General features: G+C 71.2%; 12 protein-coding genes and 2 pseudogenes. 8 read left to right on the top strand and 6 right to left on the bottom strand.

All coding sequences use genetic code 11. The features are described from left to right. Window positions 1-115 precede the first annotated feature (115 nt). Window positions 116-1,319 (top strand): annotated as a pseudogene (locus ACWIX7_RS05955) (IS30 family transposase). Between the two features lie 86 nt (window positions 1,320-1,405). Here ACWIX7_RS05955 and ACWIX7_RS05960 read toward each other — a convergent pair. Further along, window positions 1,406-2,071 carry a DUF6875 domain-containing protein gene (locus tag ACWIX7_RS05960; RefSeq protein ID WP_448620632.1) on the bottom strand — a complete coding sequence of 222 codons (666 nt, stop codon included), beginning with the start codon at window positions 2,069-2,071 and terminating at the stop codon, window positions 1,406-1,408. 477 nt (window positions 2,072-2,548) lie between these two features. On the opposite strand from ACWIX7_RS05960, the gene ACWIX7_RS05965 reads away from it, so the two are divergent. Both ACWIX7_RS05965 and ACWIX7_RS05970 read left to right on the top strand, forming a co-directional pair. Then, complete coding sequence (locus ACWIX7_RS05965) at window positions 2,549-3,775, top strand: epoxide hydrolase family protein (RefSeq protein ID WP_448620633.1); 1,227 nt, start codon at window positions 2,549-2,551, stop codon at window positions 3,773-3,775. Between the two features lie 263 nt (window positions 3,776-4,038). Continuing rightward, window positions 4,039-5,295, top strand: a complete 1,257-nt coding sequence (locus ACWIX7_RS05970; RefSeq protein WP_448617358.1) for an IS110 family transposase — start codon at window positions 4,039-4,041, stop codon at window positions 5,293-5,295. A gap of 225 nt (window positions 5,296-5,520) precedes the next feature. Here the strand turns inward: ACWIX7_RS05970 and ACWIX7_RS05975 are convergent, their stop codons facing one another. Together ACWIX7_RS05975 and mobF are read right to left on the bottom strand one after the other, a co-directional pair. After that, complete coding sequence (locus ACWIX7_RS05975; RefSeq protein ID WP_448620634.1) at window positions 5,521-5,736, bottom strand: helix-turn-helix transcriptional regulator; 216 nt, start codon at window positions 5,734-5,736, stop codon at window positions 5,521-5,523. A gap of 204 nt (window positions 5,737-5,940) precedes the next feature. After that, window positions 5,941-9,614 (bottom strand): annotated as a pseudogene (gene mobF, locus ACWIX7_RS05980) (MobF family relaxase). A gap of 311 nt (window positions 9,615-9,925) precedes the next feature. On the opposite strand from mobF, the gene ACWIX7_RS05985 reads away from it, so the two are divergent. From ACWIX7_RS05985 to ACWIX7_RS06005, 5 genes are all read left to right on the top strand, one after another. Further along, on the top strand, window positions 9,926-10,198 hold the full coding sequence (locus ACWIX7_RS05985) for a thioredoxin family protein (RefSeq protein WP_448620635.1): 273 nt from the start codon (window positions 9,926-9,928) through the stop codon (window positions 10,196-10,198). 169 nt (window positions 10,199-10,367) lie between these two features. Next, the gene (locus tag ACWIX7_RS05990) at window positions 10,368-10,757 is read left to right on the top strand and encodes an ester cyclase (protein ID WP_448620636.1); all 390 of its coding nucleotides are present in this window, start codon (window positions 10,368-10,370) and stop codon (window positions 10,755-10,757) included. 82 nt (window positions 10,758-10,839) lie between these two features. Next, window positions 10,840-11,229, top strand: coding sequence for an ArsR/SmtB family transcription factor (locus tag ACWIX7_RS05995; RefSeq protein ID WP_448620637.1), 390 nt, complete (start codon window positions 10,840-10,842; stop codon window positions 11,227-11,229). Beyond that, the gene (locus ACWIX7_RS06000) at window positions 11,226-11,936 is read left to right on the top strand and encodes a cation diffusion facilitator family transporter (RefSeq protein ID WP_448620638.1); all 711 of its coding nucleotides are present in this window, start codon (window positions 11,226-11,228) and stop codon (window positions 11,934-11,936) included. The genes ACWIX7_RS05995 and ACWIX7_RS06000 overlap by 4 nt, the downstream gene beginning before the upstream one ends. Then, window positions 11,937-12,572 carry a methyltransferase family protein gene (locus ACWIX7_RS06005; protein ID WP_448620639.1) on the top strand — a complete coding sequence of 212 codons (636 nt, stop codon included), beginning with the start codon at window positions 11,937-11,939 and terminating at the stop codon, window positions 12,570-12,572. Window positions 12,573-12,802: 230 nt separating this feature from the next. Here ACWIX7_RS06005 and ACWIX7_RS06010 read toward each other — a convergent pair whose 3' ends face one another. The 3 genes from ACWIX7_RS06010 to ACWIX7_RS06020 all read right to left on the bottom strand — a co-directional run bounded on the left by ACWIX7_RS06010 (window position 12,803) and on the right by ACWIX7_RS06020 (window position 14,825). Next, window positions 12,803-13,084 carry a hypothetical protein gene (locus ACWIX7_RS06010; RefSeq protein WP_448620640.1) on the bottom strand — a complete coding sequence of 94 codons (282 nt, stop codon included), beginning with the start codon at window positions 13,082-13,084 and terminating at the stop codon, window positions 12,803-12,805. After that, window positions 13,081-13,380, bottom strand: coding sequence for a hypothetical protein (locus ACWIX7_RS06015; RefSeq protein ID WP_448620641.1), 300 nt, complete (start codon window positions 13,378-13,380; stop codon window positions 13,081-13,083). The genes ACWIX7_RS06010 and ACWIX7_RS06015 overlap by 4 nt, the downstream gene beginning before the upstream one ends. 395 nt (window positions 13,381-13,775) lie before the next feature. Further along, complete coding sequence (locus ACWIX7_RS06020) at window positions 13,776-14,825, bottom strand: alcohol dehydrogenase catalytic domain-containing protein (protein ID WP_448620642.1); 1,050 nt, start codon at window positions 14,823-14,825, stop codon at window positions 13,776-13,778. Window positions 14,826-14,837: the final 12 nt, after the last annotated feature.

Consider the following 14,837-nt stretch of genomic DNA (forward strand, 5'->3'; position numbering starts at 1 on the left):
GTGCTCAGCCGAGTCGCCCTGTAGCCGCGCTCGAGGCGGACCCGGCGGTGATGTCCCCAAGCGGCCGACGCACTCAGGCGGTCGTCGCAACACCCGTCGAGCGTGAGGTGTTGTGGTGGTTTCGGAGTGGCGGCGGGTTCGGGATGAGCGGCAGGAGCGGTTCTGGGAGCTGGTGACGGCGGGATCATCCTCTCCGCAGGCTTGCGAGGCTGTCGGCGTGGATCGGCGGCAGGGATATCGATGGCAACGCGCCTCGGGCGGTCGACCGCCGTCGGCACCGCGGGTGGTGTCGGCGAGGTATCTGTCGCTGGAGGAGCGGCTGCAGATCGCCGACCTGCAGCTGGCCGGTGTGTCGATGCGCGCGATCGCTGCCCGGCTCGGCCGCGCCCCGTCGACGATCAGCCGCGAGCTACGCCGCAACGGGCCAGTGCCGGCGGCCGGGCGGGCGAGGCGGGCCAGATATGCCCCGTACGCGGCGCACAAGCGCGCCGGGCTGCGGGCGCGGCGGCCCAAGCCGTTCAAGCTGGAGGACGCACGGCTGGCCCTGGCGGTGCAGGCCAAGCTGTGCCTGAAGTGGAGCCCGGCCCAGATCAGCGCGCACCTGGCCGGCGAGCATGGCGACGAGGCGGCGATGCGGGTGAGCCACGAGACCATCTACCAGGCGCTGTTCGTGCAAGGCCGCGGCCAGCTGCGCACCGAGTTGCACCGGCATCTGCGTACCGGTCGGGCCTGGCGCCGGCCCCACGGGTTCTCCAGCGCGACCAAAGCAAAGATCTCCGGCATGGTCTCGATCAGCGAACGGCCGGCCGAAGCCGCCGACCGCGCGGTGCCCGGCCACTGGGAAGGCGACCTGATCCTGGGCCAGCACTGCCGCTCACATCGGCACTCTGGTCGAACGCCAGACCCGCTTCTGCCTGCTGGTCCACCTGCCCGACGGGCACGGCGCCGAGACCGTCCGCGACCGGCTGGTTGCAGCGATTCAGACCCTGCCCGAGCAGCTGCGCCGCTCGCTGACCTGGGACCAGGGCAGCGAGCTGGCCCAGCACCAGGCGATCACGCTCGCCACCGACATGGCGATCTACTTCTGCGATCCGCACTCGCCCTGGCAACGCGGCAGCAACGAGAACACCAACGGTCTGCTGCGCCAGTACTTCCCCAAGAGCACCGACCTTTCGGTCCACACCGCTGAGCACCTCGACGCCGTCGCTGCCGAACTCAACGGCAGACCCCGCCAGACCCTCGGATTCATCACCTCGGCCGAGGCCATGCAGCGGCTACTGTCCGACCCCGAAAAGCCAGTCGTTGCGACGACCGCTTGAAACCGCCGCCCACTCAGGGACATCTCGTCGCCTCGACACTGCGAGGCTGCCCTTGTGGCCGACGGCCCGCGAACCGATTGGCGCTCTCAGTCGCGCCGCGCGTTCCACGGGAGGCGGCGGAGTTCCGCAGCAAGCGCGCTGACGCCCCGCTCGCCGAACCGGCGGGCCCAGAGCGTCAGCCAGTCCTCCTTGTCCACGAAGAACTTCCAGTCGCTCACCACCCCATGCCTCACGAACATGAACGGCACCGGTGATTGGAAGGGGCGGAAGCCGTTGTTGTAGATCGCAGTCGCCTGATTGCCGTTGTAGAACGGCCCGAACACGATCCCGTCCTCGACGTATGACGGAACAGCGATCTCCCCGAGGACCTCGTCGAAGACGCTCTGCGCACGGTCGGCCGGAAGATCGGTGAAGACGACGGTGATCACGTCGTAGTCGGTTTCGTCGGCGTCAGAAGATCGAACTTGGAGGAGTCGGCGTTTGTAGCTGTTCATCAGTTCGATGACGTGTGCCGCGCTCCCGTCGCCGATGTGTTCGGCAGCGAGCCACATCGTCTGCCGTTCGACCGACGTAGGCATGAAGGGGCAGACAGTTCCGGGGCGGCCGAGCTCGGCGTCTGGCTGGAGGATGAAGTTCGTGATCCAGTCGGCCACGGCTTGGAGTGCTTCTCGGTCACGCTGCGCAAGATCACTTGCCCTTCCGTTGCCCTCGAGGTCCTCGAGGAGGAAGAGATCCGTGGTCTGTGTCGACATCGCGACCTCCGAGTAGGGCAGCAGACCTGGAAATGGTCCGTGAGGCGGCCAACAGTGCTCGTCTGTTCCGCACGTCGCACCCGTCGAAGGCCCTGGTCTGCTCCCTTGACGGCCCACCAGGGCCAGCGCCGGATGACAGGTCAATGCCGTGGCTGCACCATCACCTCGGCTGAAGGGTGCGGGCCCGTCGGTGGCTCGGTCTGTCCCTGGTGGCCTGTTCAGGGACGCCGGAGCAGGTCATTTCCGCTACTCCGGTTCCCGTCGGGTGGATCGTGCAGTGGAGGAGCGGGATCACCGTGCGCACGTCACTGGTGCACCCAGGGGCGGTCCAGGGACTTCCACTGGTGCGAGGAACCGCCCGAGGGCGTGACGGTTGTCGCGTCCCCGGAAGCCCAGTCCGGCCGGCGCTGCTGACGCTCGCGGTTCCGGTCCGGTCTGCGACTTCCCCGCATCCACGTTGAGGTGAAGGGCAGGGCCATGACCACAGTCGAACAACTGGCCGGCATCCGTCCGTTCCATGTGGAGGTGCCGGAGGAGGCGCTGGACGACCTGCGTCGCCGGCTCGCCGCGACGCGGTGGCCGTCGCGGGAACTGGTCGAGGACCGCTCGCAGGGCGTGCAGCTGGCGACGATGCAGGCGCTGGCCCGCTACTGGAGCACTGACTACGACTGGCGCAGCTGCGAGGCGAGGCTGAACGCGCTGCCGCAGTTCATGACCGAGATCGACGGGGTGGACATCCACTTCATCCATGTGCGCTCCCCGCACCCGGACGCGTTGCCCCTGATCATGACGCACGGCTGGCCCGGTTCCGTCATCGAGCTGCTGGAGACCGTCGGACCACTCACCGACCCGACCGCGCACGGCGGACGCGCCGAGGACGCCTTCCACCTGGTGCTGCCGTCGCTGCCCGGCTACGGCTTCTCGGGCGAACCCACCGAGCGCGGCTGGGATCCCGCCCGCAATGCACGCGCGTGGGCGGAGCTCATGAACCGCCTCGGCTACACCCGCTATGTCGCCCAGGGCGGCGACCTGGGTGCGCCGCTCACCGACGCGATGGGCCGCCTGGCACCGAAGGGATTGCTCGGCATCCACCTGAACCTGCTCACGAGCGCCGTGCCGATCAAGAATCAGATGCCGGCGGAGACGGACCAGGAGCGGGCGGTCCACGAGGCACTCACCACGTTCCAGACCGAGGGGCTGGCCTACTTCCTGGAGCAGACCCACCGGCCGCAGACGATCGGCTACTCGCTGCTGGACTCGCCGGTCGGGCTGGCAGCCTGGATCCTCGACCACGACACCGACGCCTACTACAAGATCGCCCGCGCGTTCGTCGACGACGAGCCCGCGGGAAACCTCACCCGGGACCACCTCCTCGACAACATCACGCTGTACTGGTTGACCGGCACCGGCGCCTCAGCCGCCAGGTGGTACTGGGAGTGGGGACGATTCGACGCGCCCGGCGGCGGATTCCACGACCTGCCGCCCGTTTCAGTGCCGGTCGCCTTCACCACGTTCCCGGGCGAGATCTGGCCTGCCACACGCAGCTGGGTCGAGGCGGTCTACCCGGGGCAGGTCGCCTACTTCAACGAGGTCGACCGGGGCGGCCACTTTGCCGCCTGGGAGGAGCCGGAGCTCTTCTCCGCCGAGGTGCGGGCCGCCTTCCGCCCTCTGCGCACAGCGGAGATCCCTGAGCCACGTCGCTGATCTCGGCCGGCGGCTTCAGGGACACGACCTGTCCCTGAAGTCCTGGGTGTCCCCTGTCGGGGAGTGCCGTTCCGGGCTGAAAATGGTGCGCGGCCGCCCGTCGACGTCGTGGTGGCTTGGTCGTTCGAGGCCGGTCTGAAGTCGGGCGCCGGGAGCTGCGCTGTGGGCCGTTGCGTGTGCTTCGAGCACGAGGATCAGATTCGCCCTTCCCTGCAGCTCCCACGGGTGGCCGCCTCCGGATCAGGGTCAAGGGGGCGAGGGCGATGCGGGTCGACACCGACGAGCCCGAGATCATCGAGCGGGTCGCCGCTCTCGACGTGGCCAAGGCCGAGGTGGTGTGCTGCGCCCGGGTGCCCGGCCCGGGCCGGCAGCGGATGCAGGAGGTCCGCACCGTCTCCACGATGACCGCCGCACTGCTGGGGCTGGGCGACTGGCTGGCCGAGCTCGGGGTGAGCCGAGTGGTGATGGAGGCGACCAGCGACTACTGGCGGGCGCCGTTCTACCTGCTGGAGGACCGCTTCGAGACCTGGCTGGTCAACGCGCACGACGTCAAGCACCTGCCGGGCCGGCCGAAGACCGACCGGCTGGATGCGGTCTGGCTGTGCAAGGTCGCCGAGCGGCAGATGCTGCGGCCGAGCTTCGTGCCGCCGCCGCAGATCCGGGCCCTGCGCGATCTGACCCGCTACCGGGTCGATCTGCTGGCCGTGCGCACCGCGGAGAAGCAGCGGGTGGACAAGCTGCTCGAGGACGCGCTGATCAAGCTGACGGCCGTGGTGAGCGATCCGTTCGGGGCCTCCGGGCGGGCGATCATGGCCGCGCTCATCGCCGGCGAGCGGGATCCGGTGGTGCTGGCGAACCTGGCCCGCGGCAGCCTGCGGTCCAAGACCGCTCGCCTGACCGAGGCGCTGACCGGGCGGTTCACCGACCACCACGCCTTCCTGCTGGCCCAGATGCTGCACCGGGTCGATGCGGTCACCGCCGACATCGCCACGGTGCAGGCCCGCATCGAGGCCCAGGTCGGCGAGTTGGCATCCGCGGTCGCCAAGCTGGATGCGATTCCCGGCGTGGGGCCGGTCGCCGCGCAGATGATCCTGGCCGAGATCGGTACGGACATGACCCGCTTCCCGACCCCGGCGCACCTGGCCTCGTGGGCTCGATTCGCGCCAGGAGTCAACGAATCCGCCGGCCGCCCCACGGGCAAAGCAGGCAGCGGCAAGGGCAACCGCTACCTGGCCCGGGTGCTCGGCGAGGCCGCCGTCAGCGCCGCCCGCACCGACACCTTCCTCGGCGAGCGCTATCGGCGGATCGCCCGACGTCGCGGCAAGAAGCGGGCCATCGTCGCGATCGGCCGCTCGATCCTGGTCATCATCTGGGCGCTGCTCTCCGACGAGCAGGCCCAGTTCACCGACCTTGGTCCGGACTACTACGCCGCGCGCAACAACCCCGAGCGCAAGGCCCGTCATCACATCCGCGAACTGCAGGCCCTCGGCTACTCGGTCACCCTCAACCCCGCAGCCTGATCCACATCCCGGGAGATTTTCGGATCAGCCACCTTCAGGGCCGAGGGCGATGGCGTACATGATCCGCAGGACAGGCCCCTACGCCCTCCGCGCGGGCCGCGGCCATCGCGTCGGCGACCTCGTCCCCGCTGGTCGGCGAACAGGTGCCCGGACTGGTCCACGGTCACGCTCGCCGATCGGCCGCGACGGGGCTCGAGACCTCGGCCGGAACCCCTACCGGTTGACTCACGCGTCGGTCGGCACGGCGGCCTCGCGCCGTGCGTCGATCCAGGCGTGGAGGTCGTCGCGCCGGTAGAGGACGCGCCGGCCGAGGCGGAAGCTGCGGGGGCCGGTGCCCAGGTGCCGCCAGTAGCGCAGGGTGGCCACGGGGGCGCGCAGCACCTCGGCGGCCTCGGTGATGGTGAGCAGCTCGGGCTGGTGGTCGGCGGTGCGGTCGGGCATGGCTGTCTCCGGGGCTGGTCGGGTGTGGTTGGCCGTGCACCTGCAGAAGGCGTCATCTCGGGCCGTTTGCTGACACCTACCGCCAGATCCTCCGGTCGCCCTGCAGTCCCTCCTCCAGTAGTTCTGCAGTCCTGCTCCGGTGAGGCCGAGGGCGCTCAGCACCGCAAGTCCACGGCCCGGTGTCGGAGAGCCGACAGGCCGCGTTCACCGGGGGATTCCCCGGCCGGGTGGAGGGCGGAGCCCGAGGGACGGAGGCGGTGGCGGGGGCACTCGGACGGCCGGCGTCCGGCCGGTCGGCGACGTCGTGCCTGCTCGGCGGGCGGCCTGCTCGGTCTCGCGGCTGGCGCGCCAGGCCTCGCGTTCGCGGTCGAGCCGATCCCGCGGCTGGGCCAGCAGCGAGGGCTCGGCCACGAGCCGGGTGATCTGCGCTCGGACGTCGGTGAGCTCCTGACGGTCTGCGGCCACGTCCCGCTCCAGCTCGGCGAGCCCGCTGGCGGGATCGGGCAACCGGGCGATCGACCCGAAGCGGGTGAGTCGCTGGTCCCGTCCGCGGCGCGCCTCAGCCAGGGCGTGCCAGGCGTGCTCGTGCGCGCGCTGGGCGGCGTCGGCGACCGCGCACAGCTCCCTGCGCTCGGGATGCGCCCGCTCGGCCTGACGACGGGCCGAGGCGTCGAGCGCCGCCCACAGCGCCGGCGGATCGTCGAACCGGCCGGCGACCTGAGCGATCCGGTCGGGGTCGGTGGGCAGGGTCGGCAGGTGGGGTCGCCAGCCGTCGGCCCAGGCGGTGAGCTGATCCCGGGCCCGGGCGACGGCGGCGCGCCGCAGCCCGAGTCGGCCCGGTCCCTGCTGGAGGGTCTGGGCGGCGGTGTGTGCCGCGCCGCGCTGCGCGGCCCATCCCGCGAGCAGCACGTCACGCAGGTGGTCGGCTTCGGCGGCGACGACCGCACCGCTGGCCTCGGCCCGCCCCGTGGCGTCGTCGGCGTCGTTGGCCGCCCGCTGGCAGGCGGCCTCACGGGCCAGGATCTGGGCGGCCGGGCCGAGATCGAGGGCGATCAGCTCGCGCAGCGCGTCACGGCGCGGCTCGGTGAGCGTGAGGCGATCGAGACAGCGCTGTTCGACCGTCCACGCCTGGCGCAGCTCGACCAGTACCTGATCCAGCGGACGGGGCCGGACGTAGCGGGCGGCCTCGGCGGCGGCCAGCTCGGCGGCGTGGCCGGGGCCGAGGTCGGCCCGGTCGCGGGCGAAGACCGCGACCCACTGCTCCCGCGCGTCGTCGAGATCTCTGGCGACGAGGTGGGCGGTGTTCGCAGTGCGGCCGCGGGTCATCCCGACATAGGCCGACCCCGCGCCCGTGTGCTGCCCGATCACCACGTGCGCGGCCGGAACGGTGTCGCCCTGCACGCCGTGTGCGGTGCTGGCATAGGCCAGCTCCACGTGCGAGGTGACGTAGTCCGCCGGCAGCACCCGCTCCCCCAAGGCGCCGGGGGGGACACCGCCGGGAGCAGGACCGCTCGGGGTGACACGGCTCGGGTTGGCGTCGGCCGGGGTGACAGCGAGCTCGCCGTGCGGGCCGACGGCGGTGACGGTCCAGGTGTCGCGGTTGGCGACGCGCAGGTCGCGGTCGTTGCGGCGGGTGGCGATCCGGTCGCCGGCGCCGATCCGCTGCCCCGCTCCGGTGGTGACCGCGGCACGGTCGTCGACGCGGCCGTCGGCGACCAGCCGGTCCCGGATGGCGGCGCCCAGCTCGGTGGCCTGCTGGCGGGTGTCCACCACGACCACCACCCGCTCGGCGTTGGCGTGGTGCTCGGCGGCGAGGCCCGCCAGCGCCTCGGACAGCGCCGCCTCATCAGGATGCAGGCGGATCTGGTCGCGGGCGGCCAGCGCGTCGAACACCGCGCCGGGGTCGTCACCGGTGCGCATGGCCAGGGTCAGGTCGGCGTAGGCGGTGTCAGGGACGAGGGCCCCGTCGTCGTCGGTGCGGGTGAATCGGTGCACCCCGTCGAGCGTCAGATGGCCGGTCGGGTCGAGGTGGCGGACGGCGAGGTCGAGGACGCCACCGCGGCCGACCGCAGCCAGCTGGTGCCGGTCGCCGAGCAGCGCCAGCCGGGCCAGGCACTCGTCGGCCACGGTGAGCAGGGCGCGGGCGGTGTCCTGGTCGAGCATCCCGGCCTCGTCGACGACCAGCAGGTCGCCCGGCCGCAGGGCTGCGGCGTCGTCCGGACCGGTGTAGGCGTTTCCGCGGACCGGGTCGGTCTGGCCGACGGCGAGCCGGGTCCAGGCGCCCTCGTCGGTCCAGCGCCAGCCGTGTTGGAAGGCCAGCCAGGCGGCCGACCCGGCGGCGGCACGCACCTCCGCCTGCGCGACCTTGGCCGCCTTCAGGGTCGGGGTGACCACCACCATCCGCCGCTCCTGGTGGCCGAGGAGCTGTCGGGTGATGGCGAGGGTGGAGGTCTTGCCGGCCCCGCCGCCCCCTCGACGACCACCAGCGGACGGTCACCGGCCAGCGCGGCCGCCGCCGCACGCTGACCTGCGTCCAACCGTTCGGTGTCGACCGCGCACACCGCATGAGGTGCCGGGTCCTCCGGAAGTGTGCGGTCGGTGTCGGGTCCGCCGGCTACGGCGGTGCGGGCGGCCAACCGGGCGGTCAGGTCGGCCTCGACGTCGAGCACCGACCGCGAGGTCCAGGTGCGGAGGTGCTCGGGCATGCCGTCGCGGTTCAACAGCGACAGGCACCGCTCGAGAGCGCGGGCGGTGAGGTCCTCGGCCAGCTCGGTGCGCATGGCCGGGTCGGCGATGATGCCGTCGGCGGCGATCAGCTGCTCCACTTCACCGCGGACGTCAGCCGCGTTCCAGGCCGAGCGGCCGGCGGCCAGCCGGGTCAACACCCGCTCCACCGCCGCGTCCCGGTCCAGACCGCCGATCGGGGTCGGGATCAGGTCGACGGCTCTGTCACGGTCGCGGTAGCCGAGGGCGGCCAGCTCGGCGAGCCACTGGGTGGTGATGTCCTCGCCAGGCTGCGGAACGACCTTGTCCGGTCGGCCGTCGGCCCACGCCCGAGCGTCCCAGGCTCGCCGCAGCGCCGGCCCGGGTCGTGCACCGGGGTGCGCGGCGGTCCATTCGGATTCGTAGCGGTCCAGATTGCGGGCGATCTGCGCCGACCGGGCACAGAACGCCCCCACGAACTCCGCGAGCTGCCGAATCTCGCCAGCGGCGTCCAACGCATATCCGTGAGCGGCGAGCGTGGCCCGGAATTGCGGGTCGCAAGCGACGGCAGCATGCCCGATCCCGTTGATCGCCGCGAGTGAATCGCGGACCCCGACGGTGTGCAACCCACGCCACTTCCCGGCGGCGAACACGCGGGCGTTGACCTGCAGGTGCAGATGTCGGTGCGGATCCCCGGCGCGGGAGGTGTAGTGCCGCACCGTCACCGCCTCCAACCGCTCGACCGGCGCTTGGACCTGTCCACCCCGCGGGCCCACCCTGGTGGTGGCGTGCTGGGACAGCCAGCCGATGACCTGCTCGGCGGCGCAGTCCTGCGCGGCGTCGTAGGCCGCGGCGATGTCCGGGTGCAGCGCGGCCGCCAGCGACCAGGACTTGGGGCCGTTGATCACCACCTCGACGAACCGCACCGCATGCTCGTCGGTGCGCAGCCAACCCCGCGGCTCCCCCGTGTCCGGGTCGAGGCCGGCCACCCACGCCTCGTAGGACTTCCCCGTCAGCGGCGCCGACTCCTCCACGCTCCCGGCCCCGGCGTTGTAGCGGCGGGCGATCCCGGTCCCCTCGGTCAGGTAGTAGTCATCCGCCCGACCCCGGTCCGCTTCCACGTAGTGTCGGGCAGCGGCCGGCGCGCCAGCGAAGAACTTGACTCCGCCACGCATACTCAGCGCCACCCAACAATGACCAACGCGCCATCCCCAGAAACGGCGATAGGCCCGGCGAAACGGGGCCCGGACTACCTCTATTGGTAGCATGCGTGCCCTTCTTCAGTGAAGAGTTGGAGGGCCCTGCCAGCCTAGGAAATGGCCGAGTGCTTGGCGCTCGTCGATTGCTTGATTGGTCGACGTTGGCGATGTGCGGTCGTAGGCAGGGTTCATCTTGGACAAGCGTCTGGGCGAGGACTTGTCTCACATCAGGCGGACCGGGATCGGTCTGCCTCCGCGATGCGCGAGGACTGCGCCACGATGGGCTCGTGAAGGTCACGCTGCTCTACTTCGACGGGTGCCTGCGCGCGGCGCTCGATGGGACCGGGACGTCGGACGTCGAGGTGACCTACGGGAAGGTCTTGACGCCGCGGGAGGCGGAGTCCGTTGAGTTCCGCGGCTCGCCGACGATCCTGATAGACGGTCGCGACCCCTTCCCCGATCGAGAGGCTCCCGTCGGGCTGTCCTGCCGGGTCTACCGCACCGGGGCCGGGTTGACTGGCGCCCCGACGGTCGAGCAGTTGGTAGCGGTCCTGCGGTGAGGCTGCTCGGGCGCCGCCGGATGATCCCGACTCAAGAGTCGGTGAGCTGCGGCTGCTGCGGCCGGGATCTGCGGCGTACCGCGGTGCACGAGCTGGGCGGCACGCCGGGGGTCTACGTCTGCCGGCGCTGCGCGCTGTGGATGGCCGCGCAAAATGGACGTCTGGAGCCGTGAGCGTCGAGGACAACAAGCGGCTGGTGGCCCGCGCGGTCACCGAAGTCATCAACAGCGGGAACCTCGCCGCGGTCGAGGAGCTGTACGCGTCGGAGATCGCGACCGCGGCGCGCGAGTGGGTGACCCCCTTCCGAGCGGCCTTCCCGGACGTGCGGATGGAGATTGTGGCCCTGGTCGGCGAGGGCGACACCGTGGTCGGCCACTTCCGCTGCTCGGGCACCCACACCGGGCCGTGGATGGGCCGGCCCGGCACCGGTCGGGCATTCCGCGACGTGCGGGAGGTGTACTGGTTCACCGTTCGCGGCGGCCGCATCGTCGACTGGTGGGGACTGGAGGACAACGACGACCGGCGCTGCCAGCTACGCGCCGGTGGCGCACCTGCCTGACGGGCACCGGGCGACGCAACAGCCACGCATGCACTCATCTTGGCGGAAATCAGGAGCTAGGCGATAACATCGCCGAATGTCGATGAGAGCGCCTGACCACGAGGCCAGCGTCGAGGCTCCCCTGCTAGAGACCTCCGGACTCTCGCCAGCGGCGTCTCTGTTCCACAGCCTGTCGGACCCGACGCGCTTGGCGATCCTGCGCCACCTGTCCCTCGGCGAGCACCGGGTCGTCGAGCTGACCAAGCACCTGGGCCTCGCGCAGTCGACGGTCTCCAAGCACCTCGCCTGTCTGCGCGACTGCGGTCTCGTCGAGTCCCGGCCACAGGGGCGCGCGTCGATGTTCTCGCTGACCACTCGCGACGAGCTGCTCGAGCTGCTCGCTGCCGCCGAGCGGCTGCTGGCTCTCACCGGCGACGCCGTTGACCTCTGCCCCACCTACGGCGCTGCAGCTCGCGCGGGGGCCGAGTCGTGACGATTGCGGCGCTGAACGCCGACCGCCGCGCGGTTCTCGCGCGGCGCATCCGCTTCCTGGTCGCAGCGACGATCACCTACAACCTGATCGAAGCCGTCGTCGCCCTCACCGCCGGCACCGCTGCCTCGTCGTCGGCCCTCATCGGTTTCGGGCTCGACTCGGTGATCGAGGTGTCCTCGGCACTGGCCGTCGCGTGGCAGTTCGCCGGCAGCGACCCCGAGGCGCGCGAGAAGGTCGCCCTCAAGGTCATCGCCGTCTCGTTCTTCGCCCTGGCTGCCTTCGTCAGCTTCGACGCGCTGCGGTCCCTTCTCGGCTCCGGCGAAGCCGAACACTCGACGGTGGGCCTGGTGCTCGCCGCGGTGAGCTTGGCGGTCATGCCCTTCCTCTCCTACGCCCAGCGCCGAGCGGGCCGCGAGCTGGGCTCGGCTTCGGCCGTCGCCGACTCCAAGCAGACGCTGCTGTGCACCTACCTCTCCGGCGTGCTGCTCGTCGGTCTGGCGCTCAACAGCCTCTTCGGCTGGTCCTGGGCCGACCCGATTGCCGCCCTCGTCATCGCCGGCGTCGCACTCAAGGAGGGACGCGAGGCCTGGCGCGGTGACAGCTGCTGCTCGCCGGCTGAGGCGCTCTTCGCTCATGCCGACGGCGCCCACGACGACTGCGCCTGCTCCCCTGGCTGTGCCTGCTGCAGCTCCACCCGGGAGGCCTGAGTGGCCATCACTGCGCTGCTGATCTACCTCGTGGGATTGGCGGTCATCTTCGGCCTGCGGACCTGGCTGCAGGTTCGTCGCACCGGCTCGTCGGGCTTCCACGGCATCTCCGGTGAGCCCGGATCGCTGCGGTGGTGGGCCGGTGTCTCCTTCGTCGCTGGGCTGGTGATCGGCCTTGCTGCGCTGGTTCTCGCCGTCGTCGACGTCGTACCGCGCCCGAGCGGATCGGTGGTCGACGCCACCGGGGTTGTCGGCCTGGTGCTCGCCCTCGTCGGCTTCGTCGGCGTCCTCGCCGCTCAGACCGGCATGGGCTCGTCCTGGCGGATCGGGGTCGAGGAGACCGAGCACACGGAGCTCGTGACCGCTGGCCTCTTCGCGCTGGTGCGCAACCCGATCTTCACGGCGATGGTGGTTGCCCAGCTGGGCCTGACCTTGATGGTGCTGACGTGGTTGTCGGCGGCAGCCCTTGTGTGCCTGGTGGCCGCTGTCGAGATGCAGGTGCGTCTCATTGAAGAGCCCTACCTGCTCACCACCCACGGCGGCAGCTACGCAAGCTACGCCGCGGTGACCGGCCGCTTCATCCCCGGCGTAGGCCGCCTGACAACCTTCGGTGTCACACCCCACAGCTGGCCGTGACCCTCGTGCCGACGACCGCTGCGATCGCGGCCCTGGCGCCAGCGGTTCGTCCCTCCGCCCAATCACCTTCCGGGCTCATTCCGACGATGACCCGTTCCTGCGCCTCGCCGCCGGCTGGCTCGTGGGCCACCCCGACAAGACGGCCACTGCCTACTGGCAGGCCGGCTGCCAGCGGGCCTGGCGGCTCTGCGATGACGACGATCGCGGTCGGAGGGCCCCTATTGAGTACGTCATGACCCCCGACCGGACCCCGGGCAGGCACCTCGAGCGCGTACCTCCAGTGAAGAGCTGGGGTCGTGAAGGAGTCCGACGAGCTCGCCCAGCTGGTCGTCGGTGAACGTCTGGCGCGTGCGGATGACGTACCGGAGATCGACCACCGAGGCGATGGACACGACGACGCCGTCGGTCGTCGCTGACTCCTCGAGGGCGTCGAGCGCCGCGGACGGGAGTCGCCGGTTCGGGTCGTCGAGCAGGTACCAGATCAGCGCGTGAGTGTCGGCGACGACCCTCACCGGGGCAGCAGGTCCCACGCGCCACCGTTGCTGTAGCACGCAGCCGATTCCTGGGCGGCGGCGGAGCTAGCTGCCTCGAAGTCCTCCCAGCTCGGCGCTGATCCCGAAGTGTTCGCGAGAGCGCCGCGGAGGGAGCGTCGGCGCGCCGTCGGTGCCGCGGTTGTCACGGGCACGACGCGCAGGTGCGCCCCCGGCTCGACTCCCCAGCGAGCCAGTTGCGCTGCGTCGATCACACCCGAGCCGTCAGCCCCGACGACGAGGTCCAGCGCCTCGAGGTGCTTCTCGGCCGACGACATGATCACAGGCTAGCGCTGCAGGCCCTCACGCAGTCAGCATCAGTGGCGGCTGTCCAAGGCACTGGAGGAGGACTGGACATCTTCGGCAGGTTGAGGGTGCGTGAGCCAGCGGATGCTCTCACCAAACCGTGCCGCACTTGTTGACCCTCGAGCAAGCCCCGTCCTACGCACTTTGGTAGCCACACTGTCAGGCTGTCATGATCGCGTTCGCAGACGTCCGCCGACGCTCGCAACGACGCCCCCAGCAGCAGATCTGCAGGGGTCCGAGACGGCAGCGGACGGCGGTGAACAGCCGTGGACTCCCTGCAACTGCAACCCAGAACTGCGACCACCACGAGCCGGTCCGTCAGCGCAACGGGGTCGGGCCGGCGGGGTGCCGGCCCGACCCCGCCGGATCACCGTCGGTCCGCGCCCGGGACGAGCAGCACCTTCCCGGCATCACCGGTGAGCAGCTCGACCGCGGCCTCTGCCTCGTCGAGGGGCAGGCGGTGGGTGATCAGCCAGTCGAGGTCGATGCGACCCGACTGCAGCAGGACCAGCAACTGCTCCCAGGTGTCCCACAGCCGGCGGCCGAAGATGCCGCGGAGGGTGATGCCCTTCTTGTTCACGAACGCCGCGATGTCGATCGCGGCCGGCTCGCTCGGGTGTCCGACCGTCACGAGCGTGGCCTCCCGCCGCAGCGCCTCCAGCAGCGGTGGCAGCACCCCGCGCACGCCGGAGACCTCGAACGCGACGTCGAAGCCGCCGCGCGGGCCGGCCAGGTCGCGGCACACGCCGACGACGTCGTCCGACGGGTCGAGCACCCGGGCGCCGATCGACTCCGCCTGCTTCCGGCGGAACGGGTTGGGTTCCACGGCGACGACGGCCGCGGCTCCCAGGGCGTGGGCGATCTGTGCGATGACCAGACCCACGGGCCCGCAGCCGTTGACCAGGACGTACTGCCCGGTCACGGCGTAGCCGGACCGCTGGACGGCGTGCATGGCCACCCCGGCCGACTCCAGCAGGGCGCCGGTCTCGAGCGACACCGATTCGGGAAGCGGCACGCAGATGCCCGCGGGGACGGCGACGCGTTCGGCGAAGACGCCGTCGATGTGCATGCCGAGGATGCCGGTCCGCTCGCAGGTGTGCGCGCTGCCGGTCCGGCACGGGTAGCACCGGCCACAGATGAGGTGGCTCTCCAGCGCGACCCGGTCGCCGGGGGTGACGTTCTCGACGCCCGCGCCCACGGCGAGCACCGTGCCGGAGCCCTCGTGGCCGAGGACCACCGGCGGGGTGAGGTTGAACGCCTGCGCCGAGGGCGTCCACTCGTAGAGCTCGCGGTCGGTGCCGCACAGCGAGGCGGCGGCCACCTCGAGCAGCACCTGCCCCGGGCCGGCGACGGGCTCGGCCCAGTCCTCGCGGACCTGGATGCCGCGCTCGGCTGCGTGCTTGACGACGGCCTTCATGGTGTCCTCCTG

The sequence above is a fragment of the Geodermatophilus sp. URMC 65 genome (genome assembly GCF_053502545.1).